This window comes from Desulfonatronum sp. SC1, assembly GCF_003046795.1.
Classification (GTDB): domain Bacteria; phylum Desulfobacterota; class Desulfovibrionia; order Desulfovibrionales; family Desulfonatronaceae; genus Desulfonatronum.
Genome location: NZ_PZKN01000013.1, coordinates 16,599 through 39,294, shown reverse-complemented (window position 1 = coordinate 39,294; position 22,696 = coordinate 16,599). Strand labels below are relative to the sequence as shown.

25 protein-coding genes are annotated in these 22,696 nt (G+C 60.4%); 2 read left to right on the top strand and 23 right to left on the bottom strand.

Annotation, left to right across the window (positions count from 1 at the left end; all coding sequences use genetic code 11):
- The first annotated feature begins 44 nt into the window (after positions 1 to 44).
- Positions 45 to 902: a pirin family protein gene (locus tag C6366_RS08850; RefSeq protein WP_107737147.1), complete on the top strand. Its 858-nt coding sequence runs from the start codon at positions 45 to 47 to the stop codon at positions 900 to 902.
- Positions 903 to 932: 30 nt separating this feature from the next.
- Here C6366_RS08850 and C6366_RS08845 read toward each other — a convergent pair whose 3' ends face one another.
- The 13 genes from C6366_RS08845 to C6366_RS19275 all read right to left on the bottom strand — a co-directional run bounded on the left by C6366_RS08845 (position 933) and on the right by C6366_RS19275 (position 11,531).
- A complete protein-coding gene (locus tag C6366_RS08845; protein ID WP_107737145.1) occupies positions 933 to 1,208 on the bottom strand; it encodes a helix-turn-helix domain-containing protein in 276 nt (91 codons plus the stop codon).
- Positions 1,201 to 1,512 carry a type II toxin-antitoxin system RelE/ParE family toxin gene (locus C6366_RS08840; protein ID WP_199221470.1) on the bottom strand — a complete coding sequence of 104 codons (312 nt, stop codon included), beginning with the start codon at positions 1,510 to 1,512 and terminating at the stop codon, positions 1,201 to 1,203. Before C6366_RS08840 ends, C6366_RS08845 begins: the two co-directional genes overlap by 8 nt.
- 144 nt (positions 1,513 to 1,656) lie before the next feature.
- Entirely contained in the window at positions 1,657 to 1,803 is a 147-nt protein-coding gene (locus C6366_RS19575) for a type II toxin-antitoxin system Phd/YefM family antitoxin (protein WP_158269707.1), read from the bottom strand.
- Between the two features lie 58 nt (positions 1,804 to 1,861).
- The gene (locus C6366_RS08830) at positions 1,862 to 2,623 is read right to left on the bottom strand and encodes a DUF3540 domain-containing protein (protein WP_107737139.1); all 762 of its coding nucleotides are present in this window, start codon (positions 2,621 to 2,623) and stop codon (positions 1,862 to 1,864) included.
- A 96-nt stretch (positions 2,624 to 2,719) separates the two neighbouring features.
- Entirely contained in the window at positions 2,720 to 3,724 is a 1,005-nt protein-coding gene (locus C6366_RS08825) for a pentapeptide repeat-containing protein (RefSeq protein WP_107737137.1), read from the bottom strand.
- A complete protein-coding gene (locus C6366_RS08820) occupies positions 3,721 to 6,354 on the bottom strand; it encodes a DUF2169 domain-containing protein (RefSeq protein ID WP_107737135.1) in 2,634 nt (877 codons plus the stop codon). The genes C6366_RS08825 and C6366_RS08820 overlap by 4 nt, the downstream gene beginning before the upstream one ends.
- Positions 6,355 to 6,360: 6 nt before the next feature.
- Positions 6,361 to 9,087: a type VI secretion system Vgr family protein gene (locus C6366_RS08815; RefSeq protein WP_107737133.1), complete on the bottom strand. Its 2,727-nt coding sequence runs from the start codon at positions 9,085 to 9,087 to the stop codon at positions 6,361 to 6,363.
- 22 nt (positions 9,088 to 9,109) lie between these two features.
- Complete coding sequence (locus tag C6366_RS08810) at positions 9,110 to 9,328, bottom strand: hypothetical protein (protein ID WP_107737132.1); 219 nt, start codon at positions 9,326 to 9,328, stop codon at positions 9,110 to 9,112.
- Positions 9,309 to 9,596, bottom strand: a complete 288-nt coding sequence (locus tag C6366_RS08805) for a BrnT family toxin (RefSeq protein ID WP_107737130.1) — start codon at positions 9,594 to 9,596, stop codon at positions 9,309 to 9,311. The genes C6366_RS08810 and C6366_RS08805 overlap by 20 nt, the downstream gene beginning before the upstream one ends.
- 67 nt (positions 9,597 to 9,663) lie before the next feature.
- Positions 9,664 to 9,948, bottom strand: coding sequence for a hypothetical protein (locus C6366_RS20685; RefSeq protein ID WP_107737129.1), 285 nt, complete (start codon positions 9,946 to 9,948; stop codon positions 9,664 to 9,666).
- Positions 9,917 to 10,306: a nucleotidyltransferase family protein gene (locus C6366_RS08795; RefSeq protein WP_107737127.1), complete on the bottom strand. Its 390-nt coding sequence runs from the start codon at positions 10,304 to 10,306 to the stop codon at positions 9,917 to 9,919. The genes C6366_RS20685 and C6366_RS08795 overlap by 32 nt, the downstream gene beginning before the upstream one ends.
- A 558-nt stretch (positions 10,307 to 10,864) precedes the next feature.
- A complete protein-coding gene (locus tag C6366_RS08785; RefSeq protein ID WP_107737126.1) occupies positions 10,865 to 11,215 on the bottom strand; it encodes a type II toxin-antitoxin system VapC family toxin in 351 nt (116 codons plus the stop codon).
- Positions 11,216 to 11,291: 76 nt separating this feature from the next.
- The gene (locus tag C6366_RS19275; RefSeq protein WP_146164804.1) at positions 11,292 to 11,531 is read right to left on the bottom strand and encodes a hypothetical protein; all 240 of its coding nucleotides are present in this window, start codon (positions 11,529 to 11,531) and stop codon (positions 11,292 to 11,294) included.
- A gap of 124 nt (positions 11,532 to 11,655) precedes the next feature.
- On the opposite strand from C6366_RS19275, the gene C6366_RS08780 reads away from it, so the two are divergent.
- The gene (locus tag C6366_RS08780; protein ID WP_107737124.1) at positions 11,656 to 11,874 is read left to right on the top strand and encodes a hypothetical protein; all 219 of its coding nucleotides are present in this window, start codon (positions 11,656 to 11,658) and stop codon (positions 11,872 to 11,874) included.
- Between the two features lie 1,154 nt (positions 11,875 to 13,028).
- On the opposite strand, the gene C6366_RS08770 is transcribed toward C6366_RS08780, so the two are convergent.
- The 10 genes from C6366_RS08770 to C6366_RS08725 all read right to left on the bottom strand — a co-directional run bounded on the left by C6366_RS08770 (position 13,029) and on the right by C6366_RS08725 (position 22,677).
- The gene (locus tag C6366_RS08770) at positions 13,029 to 13,913 is read right to left on the bottom strand and encodes a short-chain dehydrogenase (RefSeq protein ID WP_107737120.1); all 885 of its coding nucleotides are present in this window, start codon (positions 13,911 to 13,913) and stop codon (positions 13,029 to 13,031) included.
- A gap of 983 nt (positions 13,914 to 14,896) precedes the next feature.
- Positions 14,897 to 15,061 carry a winged helix-turn-helix transcriptional regulator gene (locus C6366_RS20680; RefSeq protein WP_368731481.1) on the bottom strand — a complete coding sequence of 55 codons (165 nt, stop codon included), beginning with the start codon at positions 15,059 to 15,061 and terminating at the stop codon, positions 14,897 to 14,899.
- Positions 15,062 to 15,265: 204 nt separating this feature from the next.
- On the bottom strand, positions 15,266 to 15,520 hold the full coding sequence (locus tag C6366_RS20675) for a type II toxin-antitoxin system RelE/ParE family toxin (protein ID WP_107737116.1): 255 nt from the start codon (positions 15,518 to 15,520) through the stop codon (positions 15,266 to 15,268).
- Positions 15,510 to 15,728 (bottom strand): ribbon-helix-helix domain-containing protein, encoded by a 219-nt coding sequence (locus tag C6366_RS08755; RefSeq protein ID WP_107737114.1) that lies wholly within the window; start codon positions 15,726 to 15,728, stop codon positions 15,510 to 15,512. Before C6366_RS08755 ends, C6366_RS20675 begins: the two co-directional genes overlap by 11 nt.
- A gap of 144 nt (positions 15,729 to 15,872) precedes the next feature.
- Positions 15,873 to 16,136 (bottom strand): Txe/YoeB family addiction module toxin, encoded by a 264-nt coding sequence (locus C6366_RS08750; RefSeq protein WP_107737112.1) that lies wholly within the window; start codon positions 16,134 to 16,136, stop codon positions 15,873 to 15,875.
- Positions 16,133 to 16,375 carry a type II toxin-antitoxin system Phd/YefM family antitoxin gene (locus C6366_RS08745; protein WP_107737110.1) on the bottom strand — a complete coding sequence of 81 codons (243 nt, stop codon included), beginning with the start codon at positions 16,373 to 16,375 and terminating at the stop codon, positions 16,133 to 16,135. Before C6366_RS08745 ends, C6366_RS08750 begins: the two co-directional genes overlap by 4 nt.
- Positions 16,376 to 16,642: 267 nt before the next feature.
- Positions 16,643 to 17,047 (bottom strand): DUF4150 domain-containing protein, encoded by a 405-nt coding sequence (locus C6366_RS08740; RefSeq protein ID WP_107737108.1) that lies wholly within the window; start codon positions 17,045 to 17,047, stop codon positions 16,643 to 16,645.
- A gap of 89 nt (positions 17,048 to 17,136) precedes the next feature.
- A complete protein-coding gene (locus C6366_RS08735) occupies positions 17,137 to 17,769 on the bottom strand; it encodes a DUF3540 domain-containing protein (RefSeq protein WP_107737106.1) in 633 nt (210 codons plus the stop codon).
- A 10-nt stretch (positions 17,770 to 17,779) separates the two neighbouring features.
- Positions 17,780 to 18,847, bottom strand: a complete 1,068-nt coding sequence (locus C6366_RS08730) for a pentapeptide repeat-containing protein (protein ID WP_107737105.1) — start codon at positions 18,845 to 18,847, stop codon at positions 17,780 to 17,782.
- Positions 18,844 to 22,677: a DUF2169 domain-containing protein gene (locus tag C6366_RS08725; protein WP_107737103.1), complete on the bottom strand. Its 3,834-nt coding sequence runs from the start codon at positions 22,675 to 22,677 to the stop codon at positions 18,844 to 18,846. Before C6366_RS08725 ends, C6366_RS08730 begins: the two co-directional genes overlap by 4 nt.
- Positions 22,678 to 22,696: the final 19 nt, after the last annotated feature.

Genomic DNA, 22,696 nt, shown 5'->3' with positions numbered 1-22,696 from the left:
GCGGCCATGACGTGAGCAACAACCCGCATCACGAGGAGTCCCGTATGCGCCGAGCCATCGAACAGGTTTTTTTTGGCGAACCGATCACCGAAGGAGCGGGCGTGAAACTGCACCGCGCTTTTGGGTACTACGAGGCGGAGTTGTTCGACCCGTTTCTGATGCTGGACGATTTCCGTTCAGACCGTCCCGAAGACTACTTGAAGGGCTTTCCCTGGCATCCGCACCGGGGAATCGAAACCATCACCTACGTGCTCAAGGGCGATGTGGAGCATGGCGACAGCCTGGGCAACACCGGGATCACTTCTTCGGGGGACGTCCAATGGATGACCGCCGGAAGCGGGATCATTCACCAGGAAATGCCCAAGGGCGACGCCCACGGCTCCATGCACGGGTTTCAGCTCTGGGCCAATCTTCCGGCGGATCAAAAAATGATCGAGCCGCAATACAGGGACATTACGGTCGCGGATATTCCGGAGGTTGAAACCGCAAACGGCACGAGGATCAAGATCATCGCCGGAACCGTGGGCGATGTCTCCGGCCCGGTGGACGACGTGGTGGTGGCCCCGGAATACCTGGACTGCACCATCCCGCCGAACACGGAATTCATCCATCCCACCCGGCGCGGCTTCACGGCCTTCATCTACGTGATCGGCGGAGCGGGCACGGTGAACGGGACGGACGTGGCTAACCGACAGGTGGTGCTGTTCGGCGACGGGGACGAATTGGCGGTGGTCGCCGGTGAAGCCCCCTTGCGGATGCTCCTTCTGACCGGCAGGCCCCTGAACGAACCCATTGCCTGGCGCGGCCCCATCGTCATGAACACCAGGCAGGAACTGGACCGGGCGTTCCAGGATCTGCGCGACGAAACCTTCATCAAGCATCCCCCGCGTCATTTGGCGTAGCTACTCATAACTCCAGGCGGCACTGTTCGCTCATGCGATTTTTAAGGTGAGACGTTTCCCGATGGCCTCGGCGAATTTCCCAAGCGTAGAAAGCCTGATGTCTTCCGCGTGGTTTTCAATTCTGGATATTGCCGATTTTTTGGTATGAAGGCGTTCAGCAAGCTCGTCCTGGGTCAGGCCGGCTTCCTCGCGTGCAGCGCGTAGAAGCATGCCGATCTTGAACTGCTCATACCCGATCTCAAAGCCGTCGGCGAATTCCACGGAACGATTCTTGCGTTCTTCAATATATTTTTCCAGATCATCCATGCTTCTTCCTCCGGTTCAGATAGTCTGACATTCTTTTTTCCGCGAGCTGAATCTCGCCTTGCGGTGTCTTCTGGGTCTGCTTCTGAAACGAATTGGTCAATACGATCAACTCCCGCCCATCGAAAAAACCGAGCAGCCGAAACGTATTACCACCAACGTCGACACGGATTTCCCAAATGTCGTTCGTGTTGACCAGCTTCTTCAGGTAGTTTGCCGGAACTCGATCCAGATCACGCACCGCACGCAGAACCCACGCAACCTTGGCGACGGTTTTATCCGGTAGCGTGTCCAAATGTTCCTGCACTGGGCAACGCCCAGATGCCGTGTTGTAGAAATGGATTCTTCTCACGGGGCAAAAGATAACATATGTGTGAACTCGGTCAAGTCTTGTTTATCGATCATCGGTGGATGTCCTTGGCGGCCTTGCGATTAAACCGAATCCGACAGCTCACTGCTTTTCCTCGAAGACCTTTTCAAAAGAAAGCGTATCTCCTGAATCCGCTTCCCGAAGGGCGATTTGGAAATCTTCGCGGAACCCGGGAGTGGACAAAAGCTCCAGAGTTTCCTGGATGCTTTCGTACTCATCCCGTGACATGAGCGCCGCATCGCCTTTGCTGTTGCACGAGTCAGGCTGTCTTTTGGAGTCGATGATTTCACCCAAGGTGAATCTTCTCCCCGTCCACCGTGACGTCCTCCCTGGCCAGAATGTCGGCTTGTCCGGCCTGGACCGTGAAGCGTTCCTCCACTTCGGTGCGGATGGTTTCGGCCCGGTGCAGTTCGAAGCCGGTCAGGCGCAGAGCCCGGCCCAGGCGCGACGTGAGGTGCGCGGCGGCGAACCGGACCGTCTGGCCCAGGGCATGAACGGACTGCATCCTGGCCTCCAGGGTCTTGGCCAGGACATCCAGACGGGCGAAGCGCAGCCTGCCCTCCTTTCCGGCCAGGGTCACCTCTTCCCCGCAAACCATGGCTTTTTCCCGGCCCGTCAGGTCCAGGCTTCGGGCATGCAAGGCGCAGCGCCCCTGGGAGACGTCCAGTTCCAGGTCTCCGGGAAAGCGCAAGGCCCGTGCGGTTTCCTTTTTTTCCAAAATATTGAGCACATAATGGACAGCGCCGGAATGGCGCATCACCAGGACCACGTCTCCAGAGGTCGGCTCCAGGAGGCAGCCGTCGGCCCGCCGGGCCGTCAGCTCGGCTGAAGCGTCGGTAGGGGACACCCGCCAAACCTGTCCGCCGTCCTGGTCGTGAGGGCCGTCCAGGATCACGCAGACCTGGAGTTCCGGCCCTGCCGGATGGCTCTGGGGACGTGTTCGAGTCGGCGGGACCGCGGTTCGACGTCCCTGGACCACCCGCAGGGCCGGGCGCGATGTCGACGGGCGTTCTTGGCCGTGGTCGAGGGATTCGGCGGGATTGGGCATGCGTTCCTCCTGAAGGGTTGCCGTGGAGATGCGTTTTGATTGTCCACGGAATACACGGAAAAGCACGGAAAAACAGGGGCTGATGGAGATTTGGCGTTACGGCTTCACCGGCTTGGGCCGCCAGGTCTCGGCCGCGGCCAGCCGGACGTCGGTGCTCCGGACGGTGGAGACGTCCGTGCCCTGCCAGAAGGCGGCGCTCATGTCCGTCCGGTGCATGTTGGTCATGTGCATCCGGGCCGTGGTGAAGTTCGTTTCGGTGATCACGGCCCGGGAGAAATCCGCGAAATCCAGGCCGACGTGATGAAAGTCGGCCTGGGTGCAATTCGCGGCGCAAAACCGGGATTCGTCCAGGCGGGCGTCGCGCATCCGGGCCTTGACCAGGACGGCTCCGGAAAAATCGGCCCCGTGCAGGCGGGCGGCTTGCAGTCGGGCCAGCGTCAGATCGGTCCCGATGAAGGCGGCGTAGCGTCCGTGGGCGTTGCGCAGGTCGGCCTCGCGTAGCGACGCCTTGCCGAAATCGCACTGGGTGACGTCCTGGCCGCTCAAATCGGCCCTGTCCAGCCGGGCTTTGGGGAACATGGCCTTGCGCAGGTCGCAGCCCGGAAAGGCGGCGTCCGAGAAGTCCGAGCCGCCCAGCAGGGACATGGACAGGTTCGCGTCGCGGAAACCGGTCTTGGTGCAGTCCATGGACATCAGGCTGGCCCGGTGCAGATTCGCGCCGAAAAAACGGGCTCCGGCCAGGGTGCAGCCCTGGAGCACGGCCCGCTCCAGGTCGGCCCGGGAAAAATCGGCCCGGTCGCAGGTCACGCGCCGCCAGGAGGCCAGCCGGGCATGGCATCCGCTCAGGTCCGCCCCCGCGAGGTCCACGCCGAGCATGCAGACCTGGCCCATCCGGGCCTCGGCCAAGACCGCCCCTTGGGCCGAGCAGTTCGTGAAATGCGCGCCGTGCAGGTCCGCGCCCCGGAACACGGCCCGGTCCAGGCGGACCCGCTCGAAGACCACCCCGCGCAGTTCCTGGCCGGAAAAATCCATTCCCGAGCAGTCCACGCCCTCCAGATGGCGCTGTTCGCGCAACGCGGCGAGCACGGTCGTCGCTTTCACGCCGTCTGCTCCAGGATTCCCGGTCGGAGCGGGGTCCGGTCCAGGTTGACGTCCGAACGTGACCGCAAGGCCAGTAGTGTCGGACGGTCCAGGACGCAGCGGTACAGGTCCGCGCCGAACAGGTTGAGGTCTTCCATGCGCGCCCCGGTGCAGTCCGCGAAGCGCAGCGAGGCCTGAAACAGGTTCACGCCCACCAGGCGGGCGCGATGGAGTTTGGCCTTGATCAGGCGAGCCCGGCGAGCCGAGGCTTGGAAAAGATCGGCCTCCGACAGGTCGGCCTTGCACAGGTCCGCCCCGTCCAGGTCGGCCCGGCTGAAGTCGGCCCGGGCCAGGATCGCGCCGGACCAGCGGGCGTCCTTGAGGTCCGCGTCCCGGAACACGGCCCCGGTCCCGTTGGTCCCCTGGTCGGCCCGGGAGCCGGACAAGACGGCCTTGCCGCAATCAGCCTCCCGCAGGTCGGCCCCGTTCAGACGCAGTTCCCGGCCTTGAAGGCCATCCATCCCGGCCTTGCGCAGATTGGCCCGGGTGCAGTCGGCACCGTGCAGGTCCGCCTGGCCCAGGTCGGCTCCGGAGAGGTCCGCGCCCTGAAATCGGGCCCGGTGCGCCAGGCATTCCCGCAGGTTCGCCCCGGTCAGGCGGGCCTGTTCGAAGACCGCGCCGTTCAGCCTGGCCCGGCTCAGGTCCGCCCCGGTCAGGTCCGCCTTCCTGGCCATGGCCCCGCTGAGGTCCGCCCCGGTCAGGATCACGCCGGGCCAGGCTGCCCCGTCCAGCGCGGCCCGACGCAGGTCCGCTCCGGAAAGATCCCGCCCCGCGAAGTCGCACCCGCTCAGATCGCAACCAGCCAACCCCTGTCCGGAGCCATGCCGTTCCAGGGCCTGCTCAGTGGTCAGGCGGCCAAAATCGTCCGGACCTGTTTTTTCGTCGACAGGGGGAGTCTCAGGGCGTTTCCCTGACGAGGCGCCCAGCTTCGCGGCCAGAACGCCCAACGCGGCCTGGACTTCCTGAAACCCGCTCAGGGCCGACCCGACGCCCTGGCGGACCTCGGGCGGCAGATCCTCCCTGGACATCAGGGCATGCAGCCCGGCCAGACACTCTTCCTCCGAACCCTGGGCCGCCGTGGCCGCGTCGCTCAACATCCGCTGGGCCGCTTCCGGATCCAGACCGTGACGGCTCAGCAGGGCAACGGCCTCGGCTTCCACGGCCCGGGCCGTTTCCTGGAGCCCCTGAAGCAGGGTGCCCGCTGATTCGTTTGGTGATTCGTTTGGTGATTCGACGGATGATGCGCCGGACGATTCGACGGACGATTCGGGAGATGTTTCAACCTCAAGGGCACTTGATTCCGCTGCTTTCTCCGCGAGAAAGGTCTCGACCTGATCCCGGCTGACGCCGATGGAGTCCAGATGGGCCGAAATCTCTTGGTCCAAAGCCGCGACCAGGCTTTGCAGACTGGACTCTCCGGCGTTGGCCGACGCGGCGGCCAGTCCGATCCCGGCCAGCCCGACCCCGGCAGCTCCCAAGGTGGCCGTTTTGGGGAGGCTTGTCGCAAAAGGAGGCTCCGGCACGGGAGCCGGGACGTCCAGCTCGGTCCGGTTCTTGCCGCCTGGGATCAAGGCCGTCAGGCATTGCCCTTTGTATTCCTCCGCGGGGAGCGGTTCCTGATCCAGTCTCTCCAGCACGACCATGGCCGCGGCGATGTCCGCGCATTCCTCGTCCCTGGTCCCGGCCACCGCGCGAAACAGAACCACGCCCGTCTCGGCCTCGGGAAACAGCCACACGGTTTCCAGGCGGGAGGGCACTTCGATAAATTTCCCGCCCTGCTCCGGTCGCCGGAGCAGGAAGATTCGCGCCCGTATTTCGGGCAGTCTGCCTTGAAGAACTTCCTTGCCCGGATGCATGCCCTTGATCAGGAAGGGCTCGCCGCCGCGCAGAAAGCCGGGAAAGCGTTGGTCAAGAGGAGCTGTGCAGGCGTATTCCGGGTTCTGGTCCGTCGGCGGCCCCGGCCAATCGCGTTCCAGCCACGCGGTGTTCACCGTGCCCAGATGCCGACGCCGCGCGGGCCATGAAGCCGGTACGGAGGTCAATCCGGCAGGCGGTGTTTTCTGGCGCGGAAAGGCCACCAGATGTCCAGGCGTTTCCACCAGGGGCAGCGGATGGACGCCTTGTTTCAGCTTGCCGTGTCCCAACCCCTGGGGGTTGTCCGGAAAATTCGGCCCGCCGTAAGCATGCCGCCAGTCCACGGGGACTCGGGTGAAGGAGCGGGGCGCGGTGGGGCCGTGGGCCCGCCAAAAGCGCGGCCCGAAGACATGCAGGCGCTTTTGCAGACCGTCCACCTGGACGAGAATCTCCTTGCCCCGAACCGGATTGCGGGAGCAGCACGCGCCGTAGACCAGGTATTCCGCCCTGGGCTTGGGTAATCCGAAATCCAGGGTCTCGCCCTCGGGAAGACTCTGCTGAACCTGCCGCCAGAGGACGTCCTCCCTGAGAAGCCGGTCCGGCTCCTGGTCGGCAAGGGAAAACCCGGCCATGGCTCCCAGAACCAGCGAGTAGTCCCCGTCGGTCCGCGGATGGCCGGACGGACGGGGATGGGCGGCGTAGAGCAGGGAAAGCGTGTCGGGTTTGACGACTTTCATGGCGGGTCAGCCCAGCTTGATGAAGCCGTCGGCGTCGATTTGGACGCTGGACGGCTCGGCCTCGTCGCCGGGGGGAACCGGGTCCGGGACGGGAGTTACGATGGTCACTCCCGTGGGCGTGACCTCCACGGAGTTTTCCCCGCACTCCATCTTGGCGCTGTTGCGCCTGGCGCTGATGATGCCGGGAACCAGGGCCACGTCTTCCAGCCCCAGGTCCGCCACGAGCTGTTTGGCGTCCTCGTCGTCCGGCTCCAGCCGTTCCATCACGGCCCCGGTCTTGTCCAGCACAATCTGGGCCCCGCCGGGCTTGATCAGGGTGATGCCCTTGGAGCCGAGGATGATCTGCACCGCCGCGGCCTCCCCGTCGTCCTGAGCGTCGGCCTTAAAGGTGTTCTTGAGCACCACGGCCTTTTCCTCGTCCAGGGAAACGGACAGGGTGGATTCCTGGATCTGGCCGAACTTGTCCGTGACGGCGACCCGGGTGGAAAAGATCGCGTCCGGGCTGACGTCGCAATTGACCACGATATTCGCGCCGGCCGGGTCCAGGGTCAGTTCAGCGGTGCTCAGGGCCTTGGCCTGGTCCACCACGGCCTGGACCAGCTTCTTGACCTCCTTGGCCGCCTGCATGGACAACCAACCCCCGGCCAGCAGCGCGGCCAGACCGCCGAAAAAGGCCGCGTTCTTCCACATCATGCTGCTGTCCTTGAGGAAGTGCTCGTCAAAGGGCGCGGACACGCCCATGATCCCCAGCCCGGCCGCGGCCGTGCCGCCGATGCCCATGGCCAGGGCCTTCTGGGCCGCCTTGACCTGCTTGTTCATCTCGTCGGAGTAGCCGCCGGAGATGGAGAAGGACTTCATCCCGGCGGTGGCGATTTCCTGCTTCAGGGTGCTGGCCTTTTCCCCGAGATAGAACTCCGGTCCCTTGTCGTACTCGATGCGGGAGGCCAGAGTGGCCGCGAAGCGCATGGCCACGGTCAGATCGCTCTTCAGCCCCGCGCAGATCTCGTTGACCACCCCGCCGGTCAGGTTGTTCTTGGCTCCGAGCACGGCCTGGTTGGCCGCGCCCATCACGAACAGCTCGTAGCCGCCCCCCGTGCTCACGCCGATGCTGCCTCCGCCTCCGGGCACGTGAGAGCCCAGGACGATGCCGCTGTTGTGAAACGGGGAATACAAGCCGATGAATTCCTGACCCTTCTTGTCGCCCAGGACGATCTGGTTGCCCCCGGCGCTGCGGATGGCGTTGGCCGGGCTGTTCATGTCCCGGACCGGACTTTGCTTCTCGAAATTGGGCACCGCGTGGGCGATCACCGGGCGGTCCGGGTCGCCGTCGATGAAGGTCAGCAGCACCTCCGTGCCCTTGAGCAACGGAAAATGCAGGCCGCAGTTCTCTCCGGCGTAGGGCGTGGCCATGCGCAGCCAGGTGGAGGCCTTGCCCCCGCCGCGCTCGGCCCGGTCAAAGGGCAGCCGGACCTTGTAGCGGCCGTGTTCGTCCAGCTCGGCGTACTGCCCGGACCCCGCGGCGTCGATGGTCGCGGAGATGGTCCCCGCGATCCGGGGCCTGGCCGTGACCTGGGTCGGACGGAACTGGGTGGTGGCCGGGATGCAGGAAAAGGTGTTCCGATAGGACGCCTCGGCCCCGTCAACGCCTGCCGTCATGCCTTCAAGATCGCCGCCCTTCAAGCCTTCCCGGCTCCCGCCCCGGCCACCGCCCTGACCACCGCCCTGACCACCGCCCTGACCACCTTCATGGCGCACCGAAACCGTCAGGTATTGCTGGTTGTAGGATTCCCGGAAATGCCGTCGCAGCGTGAACAGATACCCGGGCCGCAGCGCGGGCAGGGAGCTTTGACCATGAAAGATCTTCTGCCGCGCCCCGTACTCCTCGGCCCGGACCCTGGCTATTCGCTCGGCCTCGGCCCGGTTGCGGACCTGCTCCCCGTACAGATAGACCTCGCCGCGCCCGTGCTCCTGGATCTGGGCCCGCCCGGACATTTCCAGGCTGGGCTTGCGATAGTCGTAGTCCTTGACCAGGACGTTCCTGGGCTGACAGGTCTGCTTCAGGGTAAAGGCGCTCACGTGTCTGCCCGTCGGCGCGTCGGACCGTTCGGTGCGAGGGTGGTAGTCCAGACGTTCGTAGCCCGGCAGCGGCACATGGGCGATGTAGGTGTCCGCCACCAGGAGCTTTTCCATCCGCTCCTCCTGCTCGAACCAGTAATAGGCCCCTTCCCGCTCCAGCCAGCGGGAAAAGAAGTCCAGGTGGGACTCGCCGTACTGGCAGACATACTCCCAGGGCAGGAGACGCTCCTTGAACCGCATCTCAAAATCCTGATTCAGGGCCAGCCCGGCGTCCTTGAGAACCTCGGCCAGAAACTGATCCACCCGCTTGTCCAGAAAGACCTGGTTGTGCCGGATCAGACTCAGCCACCACAGCCGGGGCCGCAGCTCGGCCCGGTAGAAGGCCGTCTTGCCGGACTGGTGCAGTTGCTCGAAGCTGGCCAGGATGCCGTGATAGACCATGTCCGGCCCGTGGGTGACCTGGCTTCTGAGCACCAGCCGGGCCGGCTCGCGCATCACCACATCCAGGTCCAAATCCGAGACGCCGGACTGCAACAGAATCTCGAACCGATACGCCGCCCCCAACTCCTCCTCGCCGGAAAAGCTGACCACGTCGAAGGTTTCCTCGGAAAAGCCCTGGCTGATGAAAGCGAACGCGCTGTCTGTTTTACGTGGCATGGGGACTCGTTACCGCCTTTCACTACATGGGGACTTCAGTTCTTCTCTGTCGCTTGATGATTGTCGTCAAGCTGCGAAGCGCCTCGTTGACTGATTCATGGTCGGGAAAAAATTTGGCTACGTCAGGTTCAATAACAACCACGTTGGATCCTTGCTCGTAACGCTTTGAGTATTTGCCGCGGACACCGCCAGAGAAGTCATATTCTTCCAACATTTCATGGTCATTGGTCATTTTCTTCATATTTTTCTCTCTCTTTGTTTGTTGCCAATCTTGCACTAATGATTCGAATAGTATCGCCTCTTTCCGTATGAACGACGACAAGAAGACGGCATTTGATGGATTGGCCAATCAGAACGTAACGATCTTCGTCTCCTGAGTGCAATGGGTCGTAAATTGTTTGTGAAAGTGGATCGCCGAATGCAGTACTCGCCTCGTCAAAAGTGACAAAGTGATGTGCAACGTTCAAAAGTGCTTTTTTTGGATCCCATTCAAACAATATTTTTTTCATGGGGCTATTGCTCCTCATCACTCATACGCCAACAACCCCGAAATTTCTTGTCCCTGGGCTTGCGTTTTTAACATCTGATGTCCGGGATGCGCAGCCGCATCTTGTCCAGCAGATCACGGCGCCACTGTTCCTGGGGAAACGAATTCCCAAAAAACTGTGAGATACGGAAAAAGAGGGTTTCCAGGCACGTGTAGGTATTGACGAAAATTTCCGAGAGAAAAACAGCCTTTTCCAACGTCCTTTGGTCGTTGGCAAGCTGGTTCGTGGAGTGTCTATACAAATCTTCCAACCGTGCCAGCTGGTCAAATGATTTTTCAATTTCACCGATGAGCAGGCTGATTTTCCCGTTCATAGACCACGATACTTTTCATCTTGATAATTTCCGCGAATTCCGGAGCGATCTTTTCGATATCCAGTAAATCCAAAGGAAAATCCGTCATCCGCTCCGCATCCCCGAACATGCGAAAAAACCGTTCCGGCTCACGCACGCCCTCCACGGCCAGGTCGATATCCGAGTACTCCCGAAACAGCTCCGGACGCAACAAGGAACCCCACTGATATATGCGAATGGGATTGTAGCGCTGGACGATCATGCGCACAATGGCGGAAGCGTCGGCCACGGCCCTGGCATGGAGCAGGCTTAATTGCTCCTGGCGGGCCTGCTGCTTCTGCTTGAGGAAGGATCGCGCCTTGTCGATGGAGACGGTCATGTTCGCTCCGGCCCTTTGGAAACCAAGGAAGGGGCGCAGGGTCCAGCGGTCTTCGGCGGCCACTCTGATGTATAACTCTCTTTTGCTGCCAACAATGTAAGTTCATCGTCCAGAGTGAGGCAGCGCATTTCTTGCGCTGCTATCCGCCGCACAAGCCTGGTTTTGCCCGCTTGGCGAGGACCGACTACCAAAACAACGGGTGTATCGGCCATTGCCTCGGCGATGCGTGTCTCAAGAAGGCGAGGGTAGAGAGTTTGAGTATTGTTCATGCTTTATACTGCTTGAGGTTGAATATTTAAATTTGATGGCGTTCCAAGAGGGCCATCGCTGTTTTTGGGCTCGCGTTGCATCATTTTATGCCGCCCTTTCAGGGCTATTATTGTTGGGGGGCGTTTTACCCAGGGCGTTGCCCTGGGCTACGGTAGTTCGCCCTTTCAGGGCTTGTCTGAAGCCCCAACGGGGCGACATATTATAGCCCAGGGCAACGCCCTGGGTAGATGAAGTTAAAACAAAAATAGCCCTGTAAGGGCGGCATAAAGGCGTCATCAGAATTTTTTTTTATTGTTTCACCCTAAACCAGTATAATAATCGTAAAAATCCAGCTTGCTCAAAATGATGATCCGTCGTGAATCCATGACTGAGTTGGCGATCTTTCATGACAACAAAGCTAGAGCAGTCAACCAAACTCCACATTTTATCATCTCGTTCCTTTAGAAATTGCCAAACTTTATCATCTAAATTCTTGTCAATATGGATGATTTCGATCCAATCAACAGCCTTGATTGTCTCAATCGCTTGGATTTGCTTCGGACGTGGTATTCTGAGCGGACTCATGAACAAAGCGACAAGCTCCGAAAGGACATAATTCGTTGTGACGACAAGGGTTTGATCATTATACCATTGTTGCATCAACTCTTTGGCCTCTTGATGAAACGGCTCAGTGCGGACAAAATAATTGGCTCAGCCGGAAGTATCAGCGAAAACTTCATTCATGGTTATTACTCAATTCTTGTCCGATATAAAAGTCATGATTTGAGCTAATATCTTTGATATCAGAAGAAAAAGCCCCTGCCAATTTCAATAAAGGATCATCCAGCTCATCCCTTACTACATCTCCCATCCATTCAATCAATACCTGGTCGAGAGTTTTCCCACATTTGTTAGCCTTTCTTAGTAAAGGTCGATAAATTTGATCGGGAATTTCCAGCGTTAATGTGGTTGGCATTACAGCCTCCTATTTCTGGATAAAAATCATCTTCCTATTTCGACCTGATCTCCAACATTCAGTTGATAAAAGCAGACCTCGCTGCCGACGTTTACTTTCCTTACAACCTTTACCATTCCATGAGATGCGCTACGATGGACTGCTCAGCCCATCCTTCAGGCTTGCGCTGAAAGAGGTTTGCGCCAGAATCGAACTCGCATTCGGCTTCGCCGTCGCCACCGTGCACGTGGAACAGATCCCCATGCTGGAAATGACGTGCCGTTACCGCGGACATGTGCCGACTTACCTGTATTCGTTGATTCCAAATCGGCGCATGGCCATGGAAGGAGGGCCGACGGGCTGACCTGAACCGGCCCAGGACAACCACGCTCCGGCAAGGGAGCGACACGCCCGGCCGAATACATGCCCGATAACGGGACGGAAGCATTGCGTCCAAACACGGAAAATCGTTTTGGACATGCCCTCGGTCTCCCTCGCCAATCCCGGAGGAGTATCTCAAAAAACGCTGAACATGGCTCATTGACCCCGCTCATCCTTCAGATCAATCAACTGCCCGGCATATCCCCCGCCTCCCCCTGCCAGACCGAAAAGGCTTTACCCTATAGCAAAAATCCGTGCCAACGCGACGGGCTTCTTGAACAATGGATTGAAACGACCTTGCAGGTCGTGTCAATCCTTATGGGTTAGGGGCGTGCTTACCTGAAAAACGCATCGGGCAGCACTTTGCACGCCGAAAAATTGAACTGTGTAAGAAAAGTCATAGAAGGTGCTTTAGAGGTTGCTTGCCTCAAGACTTCATATACCGTGCCCTTCTGCGATGCATCAAGGCGCCCAAGTCGCTGAATCCTTCCTGACAGAGCTCGTATGTTATCTGAGATATGATCACCCGACTCGGGGAACGCGTGGGCGCGTTCGCCGTGAATGTACTCATTTACTGCCTTAACCATAACTCTTTCATACGACGCCCCAGTTGCTTCCGAAAGAGCCCGTTTGACGTTCGGGTTTGACTTGAATAGCGACTCCATAGTTCGTTCCAACCGAATCGTGACGTCTCCACATAATCGCGATATTTTATCGTGATCGTCAGGTGTTCTATACTGATGCAACAGGATCAATTGCCAGAGGCATTCGTAATAGGAGCGCAGCTCAGCATATATTGGGCCAATATTCGACGCGACCTGCTGAGCAGTATGCAATAGGTTATGTGCTGTATGTGTAGTATTGATCAACGTAAAGCACACGAGCATGTCTGGTGATGCTTTGTCTCGACCAAGAGTATCGTCACCCATCCTGAGAAATGCCTCGGTCATGTTCGCCAGCCAATCAGAAAGTTGAAGCGACTCCGGCTTGCGCTTAAATATGTTCCCGAAAAGGCTCATACGTTATTCTCCTGTTCTGTTATTATCTCTGCCACGACATCTTACAACTGCAGCCCCTAACGTAAAAGTCACCGGCGCTGCGCGGCTTTATCGCGCAGCGTCCGTGTGGACTGCCGGGTTATGCCTTGGTATCACCGATAGCCTTTGCGAGTGCAGCCTTGGCATCCTTGACCTTCCTTTCGCGTTCTTTCCGTTCCAGTTTCTCGTCAAGAATTAGTTCGATACCAATACGCAGCGTCTCGAAGTGCGAAAGGCAATCTTCTTCCGAAAGATCGTGGACGCCTTTGCTGAGCAGTGAGTACATCTTCGGATGCTCAACCAAGAATGGAGGCAGGTGGCTTTTCAGGAGCGCAATTTTTTCAGCCATCCGAGATTGCGTGTAAGCACCTTCATTCCAGCCGTTGTCGGCGCACGCTTCCGCGTGCGCTTCTTCGACCAGTGCTTCGAACACGCGCCGTAGGTAGACGTATGAACCAACACCGACGTCATGCGAGGCCAGGCCAATTGCGCGATTCAATTCGCGCAACTGCGTTTTCGTTAATACAGGAGCGTACTTTTTGATTTTCGATATATGCAGATCGGCAAACGAAGGCTGCTGCCCCACCTTTTGGATTGTCGGCTCTGTGTGGCGTTTGCCAGCTTCATCGGTCACAAGACGGTGATCAATGAAGAAGAGGAAATCCTGACAGTGAGCATTGTGTCGCGTGCACTTCGCGTGAACTCTGTAGATATCGGAAGGTAGCGGAGGAAGTTCCGGAGAACCTCCATGGTTCTTTATGAGTTGCTCACGAGCATGGTTTCGCGTGAACCCGGGCGGTCTTTCTGGGGCAATGACCTGAAATGTCGAATCTCGTCCACATTTTGTGCAGAAGCTGTCGTAAGTGCCTCCAAAATACAGAAGATCAACGATCTTCCACGTCTGCTCACCAACGAACACGGTTTCAGCATAAAGCGGGATTGTGAGGAGAAATTCAATGGGCGCTGGAATTGGTTTATTGGTCATGGCAATCTGCCTGAGTGAAAGGCATAACAAGTGATTCTACAGTTTCTGGATATCTCCAAGTTTCAGATGCTGGGTTCTACCGGTGTTTTCCCAGTAATCGTCGGCTCACGGTTCACCGGGTACCTCAGCTTTCAAGGATCTTCGACGTTGACTGTGGAATTGTACCAAAAACCATGTAGTGCCCGGAGGCTCTTTTCGCCCCCCTGATGATGGCATGAGCGCCAAGCCCGTCAAGGCAGACTCCTTCGGGGATGGCTGTCGCCATGCCTTGACGAGCTTAGCTTTCTCATTCCCACTTCAATGGTGGGCGACGGACGGGGATGCCTCCGGCGGGGGCTCCGAACAGAGATTGCGCGATGGGCCAGACTGTTACGCAAATTCCACGTCCAACGTCGAAGAGCCGCTTTCAATTAACCAACTGTCAATTCAGGTAAAACAATTGACATGGATTTGGCAAATATTTGGCTGCCTTCTTCCGCATATCAAGTAAAATTGTAGGATATCCGGAAGACGGGAGATTCCAGAGGGAGCATTGGGAGTTTGTCCTTGAGCGAAGCGGGCGGTTTGTTTCCGGAATTGCCAACTGGTTCTGAACCATCCCAACGTACCTGTCGTCTTACCCGACGCTTACCCAACGTCTTCTGAGCGTTCCCACGCTCCAGCGTGGGAACGCAGCCTTTGGCGCACCAGCGCCCCGGTTTTAGCACGGAGTGGACAGTCAATTCCCATCAACCAAGGCTGCCCGGAAGCAATTCCGCGTAATGAAAACCGCCAAAAGCTCGTGAATATCCGAAGAGCGGCGTTACACCGGATTTCAATTCGCGACGCTGGAGCGTCGGGAACTGCATTCCCACGCTGGAGCATGGGAACGATCAATGTACAGGCAAGATGCCCGTGCTACCCGTGACGACAACCTGCACTCGAGTGTCAACCTGTTCTGAGAGCGAGAGGGTCTCACCTGATTCCAGAGAAAAGGACGGCGGTCACTCCATCACCTCCCAGCGACCTTCCTTTCTTCCTCCGATCCGACGCAACAAACCATCTTTTTGCAGGTTTTGAATGTTCCGTTGCACCGACCGCTCGCTAATGCCGATCAATCCCGCCAGCTCGGAAATGGTGATAGACGGTTTTTCCCGACAGGCATCCAGAATCTTTCCCGACGATTTCCCGACGCTTTCCCCTTTCTGCCTCGGCCCCCGGCTGAAGGCGCGAGGGCTGCGATGACGAGGCGTCCGTTTTCCAGCGCCACGTTCCGGGTCTGAACGGCCAGCGGACTGCGCACCAAGTGGCTGGCAGCATTGCTGATGATCTGATTTGTTCGGGCCATGTTGTGTACGACCGTATCTATTCTCCTATCCCCGGTAGACATCCCGACGGTGTCCGACCCGGATCACGCATACCGAGTCTCCGATGATCGCAAAGATGACACGATAATCTCCAACACGGAACTTCCTCAGTCCGGCGAACTTGCCCTTCAGCTCAGGACAAGCATCCGCTGCCTCCGGCAACTGGGAGGCCAACGCGCTCAGAACCCGATCGGCTTCCGTCTTGCCTATCTTCCGTAGGTCACGCGAAACGGACTTCTTGAATGTGATCCTATAGGGCAAGCTCGGACCTCATGTCCTCAAGCGAGATGGTCGCATCGGTCGGATCGTTCAGGCGATCCAGAGCAATCTGCAAATCCGCTTGTTCTTCGAGGTAAGCCTCAAGCGCTTTCTGGATCACGAAAGACTTTGAACGTTCGGTGGCACTGGCGACATCGCCGAGTTCGGCCGCCAAGCGCTCCGGGAGACGAACAGAAACGGCTACACTCATCGGAATTCTCCTGTGGTCAATTGTCATACATTGTAATACCCAAATAGGAAAACCGCAATCGGTCCCATCTTTGAGAGAACTCAAGGCATACCCATATATCGCGGCAGTCCGCGCATGTGCTCACCAAAAAATGCGTAATGCTCCCTATTCGTAGTGGCTCCAGAGCCTGAGAACTTTTATCGTTCGCTCGTCCTCGAGCACTTGGTAGACCAGACGATGCTGAATATTGATGCGGCGTGAACAGGCCCCCGCAAGATCACCAATGAGCTTCTCAAACGGAGGCGGCTTGCGGAAGGGATCTTCCGCAATTATTGCCAACAATTCCCGTGCATTTTGCTTGAGACCGCTGGAGGCCAGTTTTCCCCCGTCTTTCTGGGCTTGCTTGGTGTAAACCAACTTCCATGTCACCAGTCCAGCTCCTCATCACATTCATCCACTGAGGCGCCCATCCCCTCACGAATAGACTCCCGCATACCTGGTATGGACAGCAGGTAAAGGGTTTCCTGAATTGCCGACCAGTCTTCTTCGGACACCAGGACGGCTTTGTTCCGCTTGCCCATGATGATGATTGGTTGGTGAGACTCGGCGGTTTCATCTATCAAACGATAAAGGTTGCTGCGCGCCTCAGTTGCTGTGATTCCGGTCATGCCGCACCTCTTGCGTGTTCAATTTTTCATCGACTGTACGCCCTTCAGTACGTACGTCAAGACGAACGCCCTGAGCGAGGCGGGCGATTTGTTCCCGGAATTGTCAACTGATTCTGAACCATCCCAACGTACTTATCGTCTTTCCCGGCGTCTTACCCGACGCTTACCCGACGCTTACCCGACATTTTTGCGATGCTTTCCCGACGCTTTTCCGTCTCTGCCTCGGTTCCCGAATCAAAGTGTGAGGGCTGCGATGACGATGGAAAATCACCCCAGAGACAGCACGGTAACCTGGCTGGGCACGGTGCAGACTCCCGGGGCGTTGGGGAGCATGCCCATGGCGTTTTGGCCGGTGACCGAGGTCAGGCGTTGCATGGGCGTACCGTCGGCGAAGATGGTGATGCAGCCCAGTTCGTAGTCGGTCTGGCCGGCCTCGATGTGCGAGACCACCCCCAGCAGGACTCCGGGCTGGTCGCCCACGCTGACCAGGCCCATGGAGAGCTGGTTGATGGTCGGCGTGCAACTGGTCAGCACGTTGTAGGCCGCCGGGGCCGTGGCCGCGGAGTAGGACATGTCCGGATAAGGGACGGGAATCGGTCCCACCGGGGTCGGGGTCAGGCAGACGTCCGGAAAGCCCAGGTTCATGCCGGGGCCCATGGAAAGCGCGAACATGGTTGGTGCTCCTTGATGGTTTCTCGGCCCCGCCACCGGATCTCTCCCGGTGGGAGAGGTCCGGCGGCGGGCCTTTTCATTTCCAGCGATCACCCCAGTTGAACGGTTTCGCCGTCCACCTTGACCTGCTCCCGGGCCTGGATGAAGGTTTCGCGGCTTTGCAGGACCGCGGTTTCCTCCACCACCAGACGCAGGTTGGCGCATTGGCATTCCTCGTCTTCCTGAACAAAGCGCTGGGATCTGGTCAGGCGCTGGACCAGCTCGCCGATGGTGGCGTCCACCTGGCGGGCCGTGGTGGCGATGCGTTCGGCCTGGGTGCGCAGAAAGCGCGTGGTCAGCTCGACCAGGCCGATGTTGGCCTCGGCCTCGGCGGCATGGACGCCGATTTTGGCCGTGACGCAGTTCAGCTCTTGTTCCGGGGCCAGGGTCAGTCGACCGGGGCTGTGCAGCACCGCGTCCTGGGGCAGGTTGAAATGCGCGGGGTCGCCGGGGGTCGCGCGTTCCAGCACGGCCAGAATGTGGTTCTGGCCGGAGTCGCCTGCGCTGAGCAGCACCAAGTCGCCGGTTTCCGGGCGCAGAAGGCAGGAGGCGGCCTGTCGGGCGGGCAGCGTGCGTCCGCCGACGAGCACTTCCCAGGCCTCGCCCCGGCGACGATGGATCGTGGCGTGATGCAGGCCCAGGTCTCGGCCCAGGACATGAGGGCGCGTTGGATTGTAGGTCATGGCAAGCTCCTTATGATGGCGACGGTAACGTCCAGTCTTCGGCCTGGGCCAGTTCCTCGTCCGTTCCCCGCAACAGCACGGTCACCGCGTCGTCGAACCGGGAACCGTCGGTTTTGGTCTTGTGCATCCGGCCCATGTACAGGGTGGCCTTTCTGAAGTCGCAGTCCAGCAGTTCGGCGTGGGAGAAGTTGGCGTGGTGCAGGCTGGCGGAGGTGAAGCGCGTGGTCCGGCAAGCGGCCCTTTCGAACTGGCCGTTGACCAGGTTGGCCTCGGACAGATCGGCCGCCTCCAGCGTCGCTTCGTTGAAAATGGCCTGGGGGAGGTTGGCTTTGACAAACCGCGTCCCCAGACATTTCGCGCCCAGGAACATCACGTACTGCCCCTGGCAGCGCTCGAAATTCGCCCCGCCCAGATCGGCCCCGGAAAAGTTGCTCATGTTCAGGTTGGCTTGGCGAAAATCGGCCTGGCGCAGGTCGCAGCCGTCGAACTGGACCTGATTCAGGACCATCCCGGCAAAGGAAAACCCCGTCAGGACGCAGTTTCGCAGCATGACCTTTTCCAGGGCCGCGGCTTCCAGGCGCAGGCCGTCCAGCACGGCTTCCAGGAAGACCACCCGGTCCAGGACGGCCCGGCTCAGGTTCGCATGGGAAAAGACCGCGCGGGAAAAGACCATTTTTTCCAGGCGGGCGTCGCTCAGGTCCGCGCCGCTGAAGTCGCTTTCCTGGCCCATGGACCAGCCGATCCGCGCCCCGGTGCAGTCGGCCCCGGCCAGACGGGCCTTCTGCATCATGCACATGTGAATGGTCGCTCCGCGCAGGGACGCGCCCTCCATGTTCAGGCCCTGAATGTTCATCCTGTTCCATTCCGTCTGGGAGAGATCGGCTCCGCGCAGGTCGCAGTCCTTGAATCCGGTCCGGGAAATGTCCGCCCGGGACAATCCGGCCCCGCGCAGGTCCGTGCCGAAAAAGCGCGCGCCCCGCAAATCCGCGCCGGTCAGATCAATCCCGGAAAGGTCCATGTCCAGGGTGCGGTTTGCGGCCACGGCCTGGAGCACCTGTTCGCGCGTCAACACGCTCATGAGAAAAACTCCTCGCGGCCCTTTTCCAGCAGGGAGCGTTTCAGCAGCGCCCCGTCCAGACGCGTCTCGCCCAGGACCGCCTTGTAGAAGTCCACGCCGTAGAGGTTGGCCAGGGTCAGATCGGCCTGGACCAGACGGCTGCGCTTCACGGAGCCGGACATCAGGTTCGCGCCGCGCAGATCGGCCAGCTCCAGGTTGGAACCCAGAAAACGGACCTTGCGGGCCGAAACCCCCTTCAGTCCGGCCTCGGTCAGGCGACAGTTCTCCACGATGGCCTCGTCCAGGTTCGCGCCCGCGAAAGACGCTCCGTGGAAATCCGTGTCCCGCAGCGATGCCTGGCGCAGGGAGGCCCCGGTCAGGTCCGCGCCGGAGAAGTCGGTCTGCTTGGCCGTGCGCGCATGATCCATGTTCGCGCCGGAGAAAACGACCTTTTCGCCGCGGCAGGCCTGGAACATGGTCCGGTTCAGCGTCGCCTCGCGGAAGGTCGCCCGGTCCAGGACGCAGCGGTTGACCAGGCAGCGCGCCATCGAGGCTTTGGCGAACGTCGCTCCGGTCAGGTCCGTGTCCGCCAGAATGCACATGCGCAGGTTGGCGCTATCCAGGCGGGCACCTTTGAGTTTGCTTTTCTCGATCACGGCCATTTCGGCGTCCATGCCGCTCAGGTTCGCGGCGCTCAGGTCCGACTCCCGGAACACGGCCTGCTGAATCCGGACTCCCTGAAGGTCGGCCCCGGCGAAGGAGGCCTTGCGCAGCACGGCCCGGCCCAGATCGGCCCCGCGCAGCGAGGCCCCGGAAAAGTCGGTCTCTCCGGCCATGCACTTAATCATCACGGCCTTGTCCAGGATGGTTTTCGTGAATTTGGTTTTGGTCAACTGGGTCATGGTCAGGTCCGCGCCGGTCAGGTCCAGGTTGGAGAGGTCCACTCCGGAGAGGATGGCCCCGGAAAGGCTCTCGCCCCGGGCATGCCGGTCCATGACCTCTTCCCGGGTCAGGGGGCGGATTTTATCCGGGTCCAATCCATGGGCCGCCAACTTGGCCTTGGCCTCTTCCGGCGGCTCCATGGCCTTGAGCCTGGCCAGGCCCTGCTCCAATTCCTGTTTCTTGGCGGCCAGTTCCTGCTTCGCCGCGGCGAATTTGGCGTCCGCCTCCCTGGTGCGGCTGGTGATGTCCGCGATGACCTTGTCGAACTCGGAGGCCCGTTCCGGAGTCAATTGTCCGGCCTGGCGCAAGGACTCCTTCTGGCCCTTGAGGGCGCCGGCGAACTGCTCGCCGGACTCCTGGAGCGACCCGCCCGGCTTGGCGGACATGGCCTTGTCCACCACGGACGGATCTTGACCGGCCCGGCGCAGCATGTCCTTGGTCCGCTGCATCATCCCGGCCTGGCGGGCTTCCATCTCGTCCTTGAGCGGCTGCATCCGGGCCTCCATGGCCTGGCGGACCTCCAGGATGACTCCGGGAATGATTGCCTTCAGGTCCGGCATGGCCAGCGAGCCTTGCAGCGGCGAGCCGGAAGGCGGCTTGCCCGGTTCGGGCAGCACGATCTCCCGGCGGTGGGCCTCGGCCAGGTCCGGGGGCAGCAGGCCCAGCAGAAAGCCGCGCACGTCCTGCTTGCGGCGATGGGCCTCGAACACGGTGCTCCCCTTGGGCAACACGGCCGGGATCATCATGGGCAGCACGGCCCTCCAGGCGGTGATCAGCCTGCCGTCCGGATGCGCCGTCTCAGGCAGAACCACCAGCACGGCTTCGGCTTGTTGCAACGCCTGGGCGGCTTCCTTGCCCGGCTGCTCGGCCGGGGAGGCCAGGGTGAGAATGGAGCAGCAATCCCCGATTTCCTGCTCCAGGAAGATCGCCGCGAAGGGATCCCCGGCCACGACCACGGGAGCGGAGGCGGCCGCGGGCAGGCCGGGCAGGTCGATCAAGGTGGCCGCGGGCAGAAACAGCGGCTCCGGGTCGGAGCCGGGAACGACCACGTCCCGATCCGGATGCTCGGGCAATGCGCCGTCGGGATCAAAAGGCCGGACGCGCAGGCTGATCAGCTTTTTCCCGTCAAACCTGGGCAGCCAGAGGCCGGGTGGCAGAGACAGGAAGGCCTCCTGGTCAACTCCCCAATCCCGGGGTTGAAACGCAACCGGATTCCGAGTCGCTCCGAACCAGTGCCGCTTCCAGGTCCGGCTTTCAAAACCAAGTTTTTTCAGTACGGTCCGGGCCGGGTCGTCCAGATCCACGCTCCGGCGAGCCTCCACCAACAGAGGAAATCCGGCATCATGCCACGGGCCCAGTGATTTCGGCTTCAGGGGATCATCCAGGGCCAGTTCGGCGTCCTTGAGTTTTTCGGAGTCGAACTGCTGCGGCATGTTCGCCCGCAACCGGGATACCGCGTCTTTTTGGACCTGGTCCAGCTTTGCCCTGGTCTGATCGGCCTTGGCCAGGGACGCCGTGACCTTCTCGTCCATCGCGCCCAGCTTGGCCCGGAAGCGGTCGAAAATCGTCAGGTCCACTACCGTGGCGTGGCCGAAACGGGCGTGCAGCTCCCGGGCCTTGGCTTCCAGGCCGTTGAGCGTACTGTGCCCGTCGGCCAGCAGTTTCGCGGAAAGATCGGCGAACTGGGCCGTGGATGGCAGGGGCATGGACGGGCGGTTGCCCAAGGCCTTCTGCCGCGCGTCGTCGATCTCCTTGGGAATGGAGCCCAGACGGCGCAGCAAGGGGGTCAGCTTTTCCTTGGCCTGCTCAAAGGGGGCCATGTCGATGTCCGCGCCGCGGTGCAGGCGGCGGGCCAGCTCGTCCCGGTAGTGCTCGATGCTTTTGGGCCCGTCGCCCATATCCTCAAGGGCCAGCAGCAGGCGTGCGGCGTCTCCCAGGCTTTCGTCCCTGATCCGGGTCATGCCCCGGAAAATGAGCAGACCGCGCAACAGGGAGGGAAACAGCCAGACCGTCTCCAGATGGGTGGTGATTTCGCGGAATTCGTCCGTATCCCTGAGCGGCTCCGAAGGCAGCGGCCCGGGCGGCCACTGGTGCGGCTTCCAGGTCGTGTCCAGGGTCACGAAGGTCCGCAGCCGCAACCGGGGCAGATGTGTGGTTATCAGTTGGCGCCGGGGGTGCATTCCCGTGATTTCCACCTGCTCTCCGCCATGGAAAAAGCCATCGGCCAGAAACTGATCTTCCTGGGCCTGGTTGAAGTACTCGTAGTTCATGTCGTCCGGGAACCAGGGCCAGCGGGTCTTCAGCCAGGCGTCGTCATAGGTGCCGGCCTTGGCTTTGCGCTGGGGCCAGGTCTGATCCACGGGGCCGAAGCAGGCCGGTTCGGGCCGGTCCGTGGGCGCGCCGATCAGCCGGGCCGGATGCTCGATGTTCGGCAGCGGGTGGAGGGGCGCTCCGTCCGGGCCGACGACCTCAGCGGCTCCCCTGCCCAGGGGATTGCGCTCAAACCCTTCGCCGCCAAAAGCGTACTCCCAGGACAGGGGCAGGGAGACGAAGGGCTTGGGATCGGTAATCCCTCCATGGCTCCAGAAACGCTCGCCGAAAACCGCCACCTCCTTGCGCACTCCGCCCACGCGAAACCCGGCCTTGTGCGCCGGGCGGGCCACCCCGTCGGGCTGGAAGCAGGCCCCGGAGACCAGCACCTCCCCTCGCGGCTTGGGCACGACCTGGTCGATGATCATCGGCTGTCCCAACTGGCCGGGCAGAGCGGCCCACATGTTCTGCTCGGTGTCCAGGGCGTCCGGATCGAGCAGGTCGAAAAAGACCAGCCCGGCCACGCACAGCCATGTTTCGCCGCCGATGCCGATGGGCCGGAAGAGCGGGGAGACGGTTTTATCCTTGAAGACTTTCATGGAATGCCCGGCCTTTCGG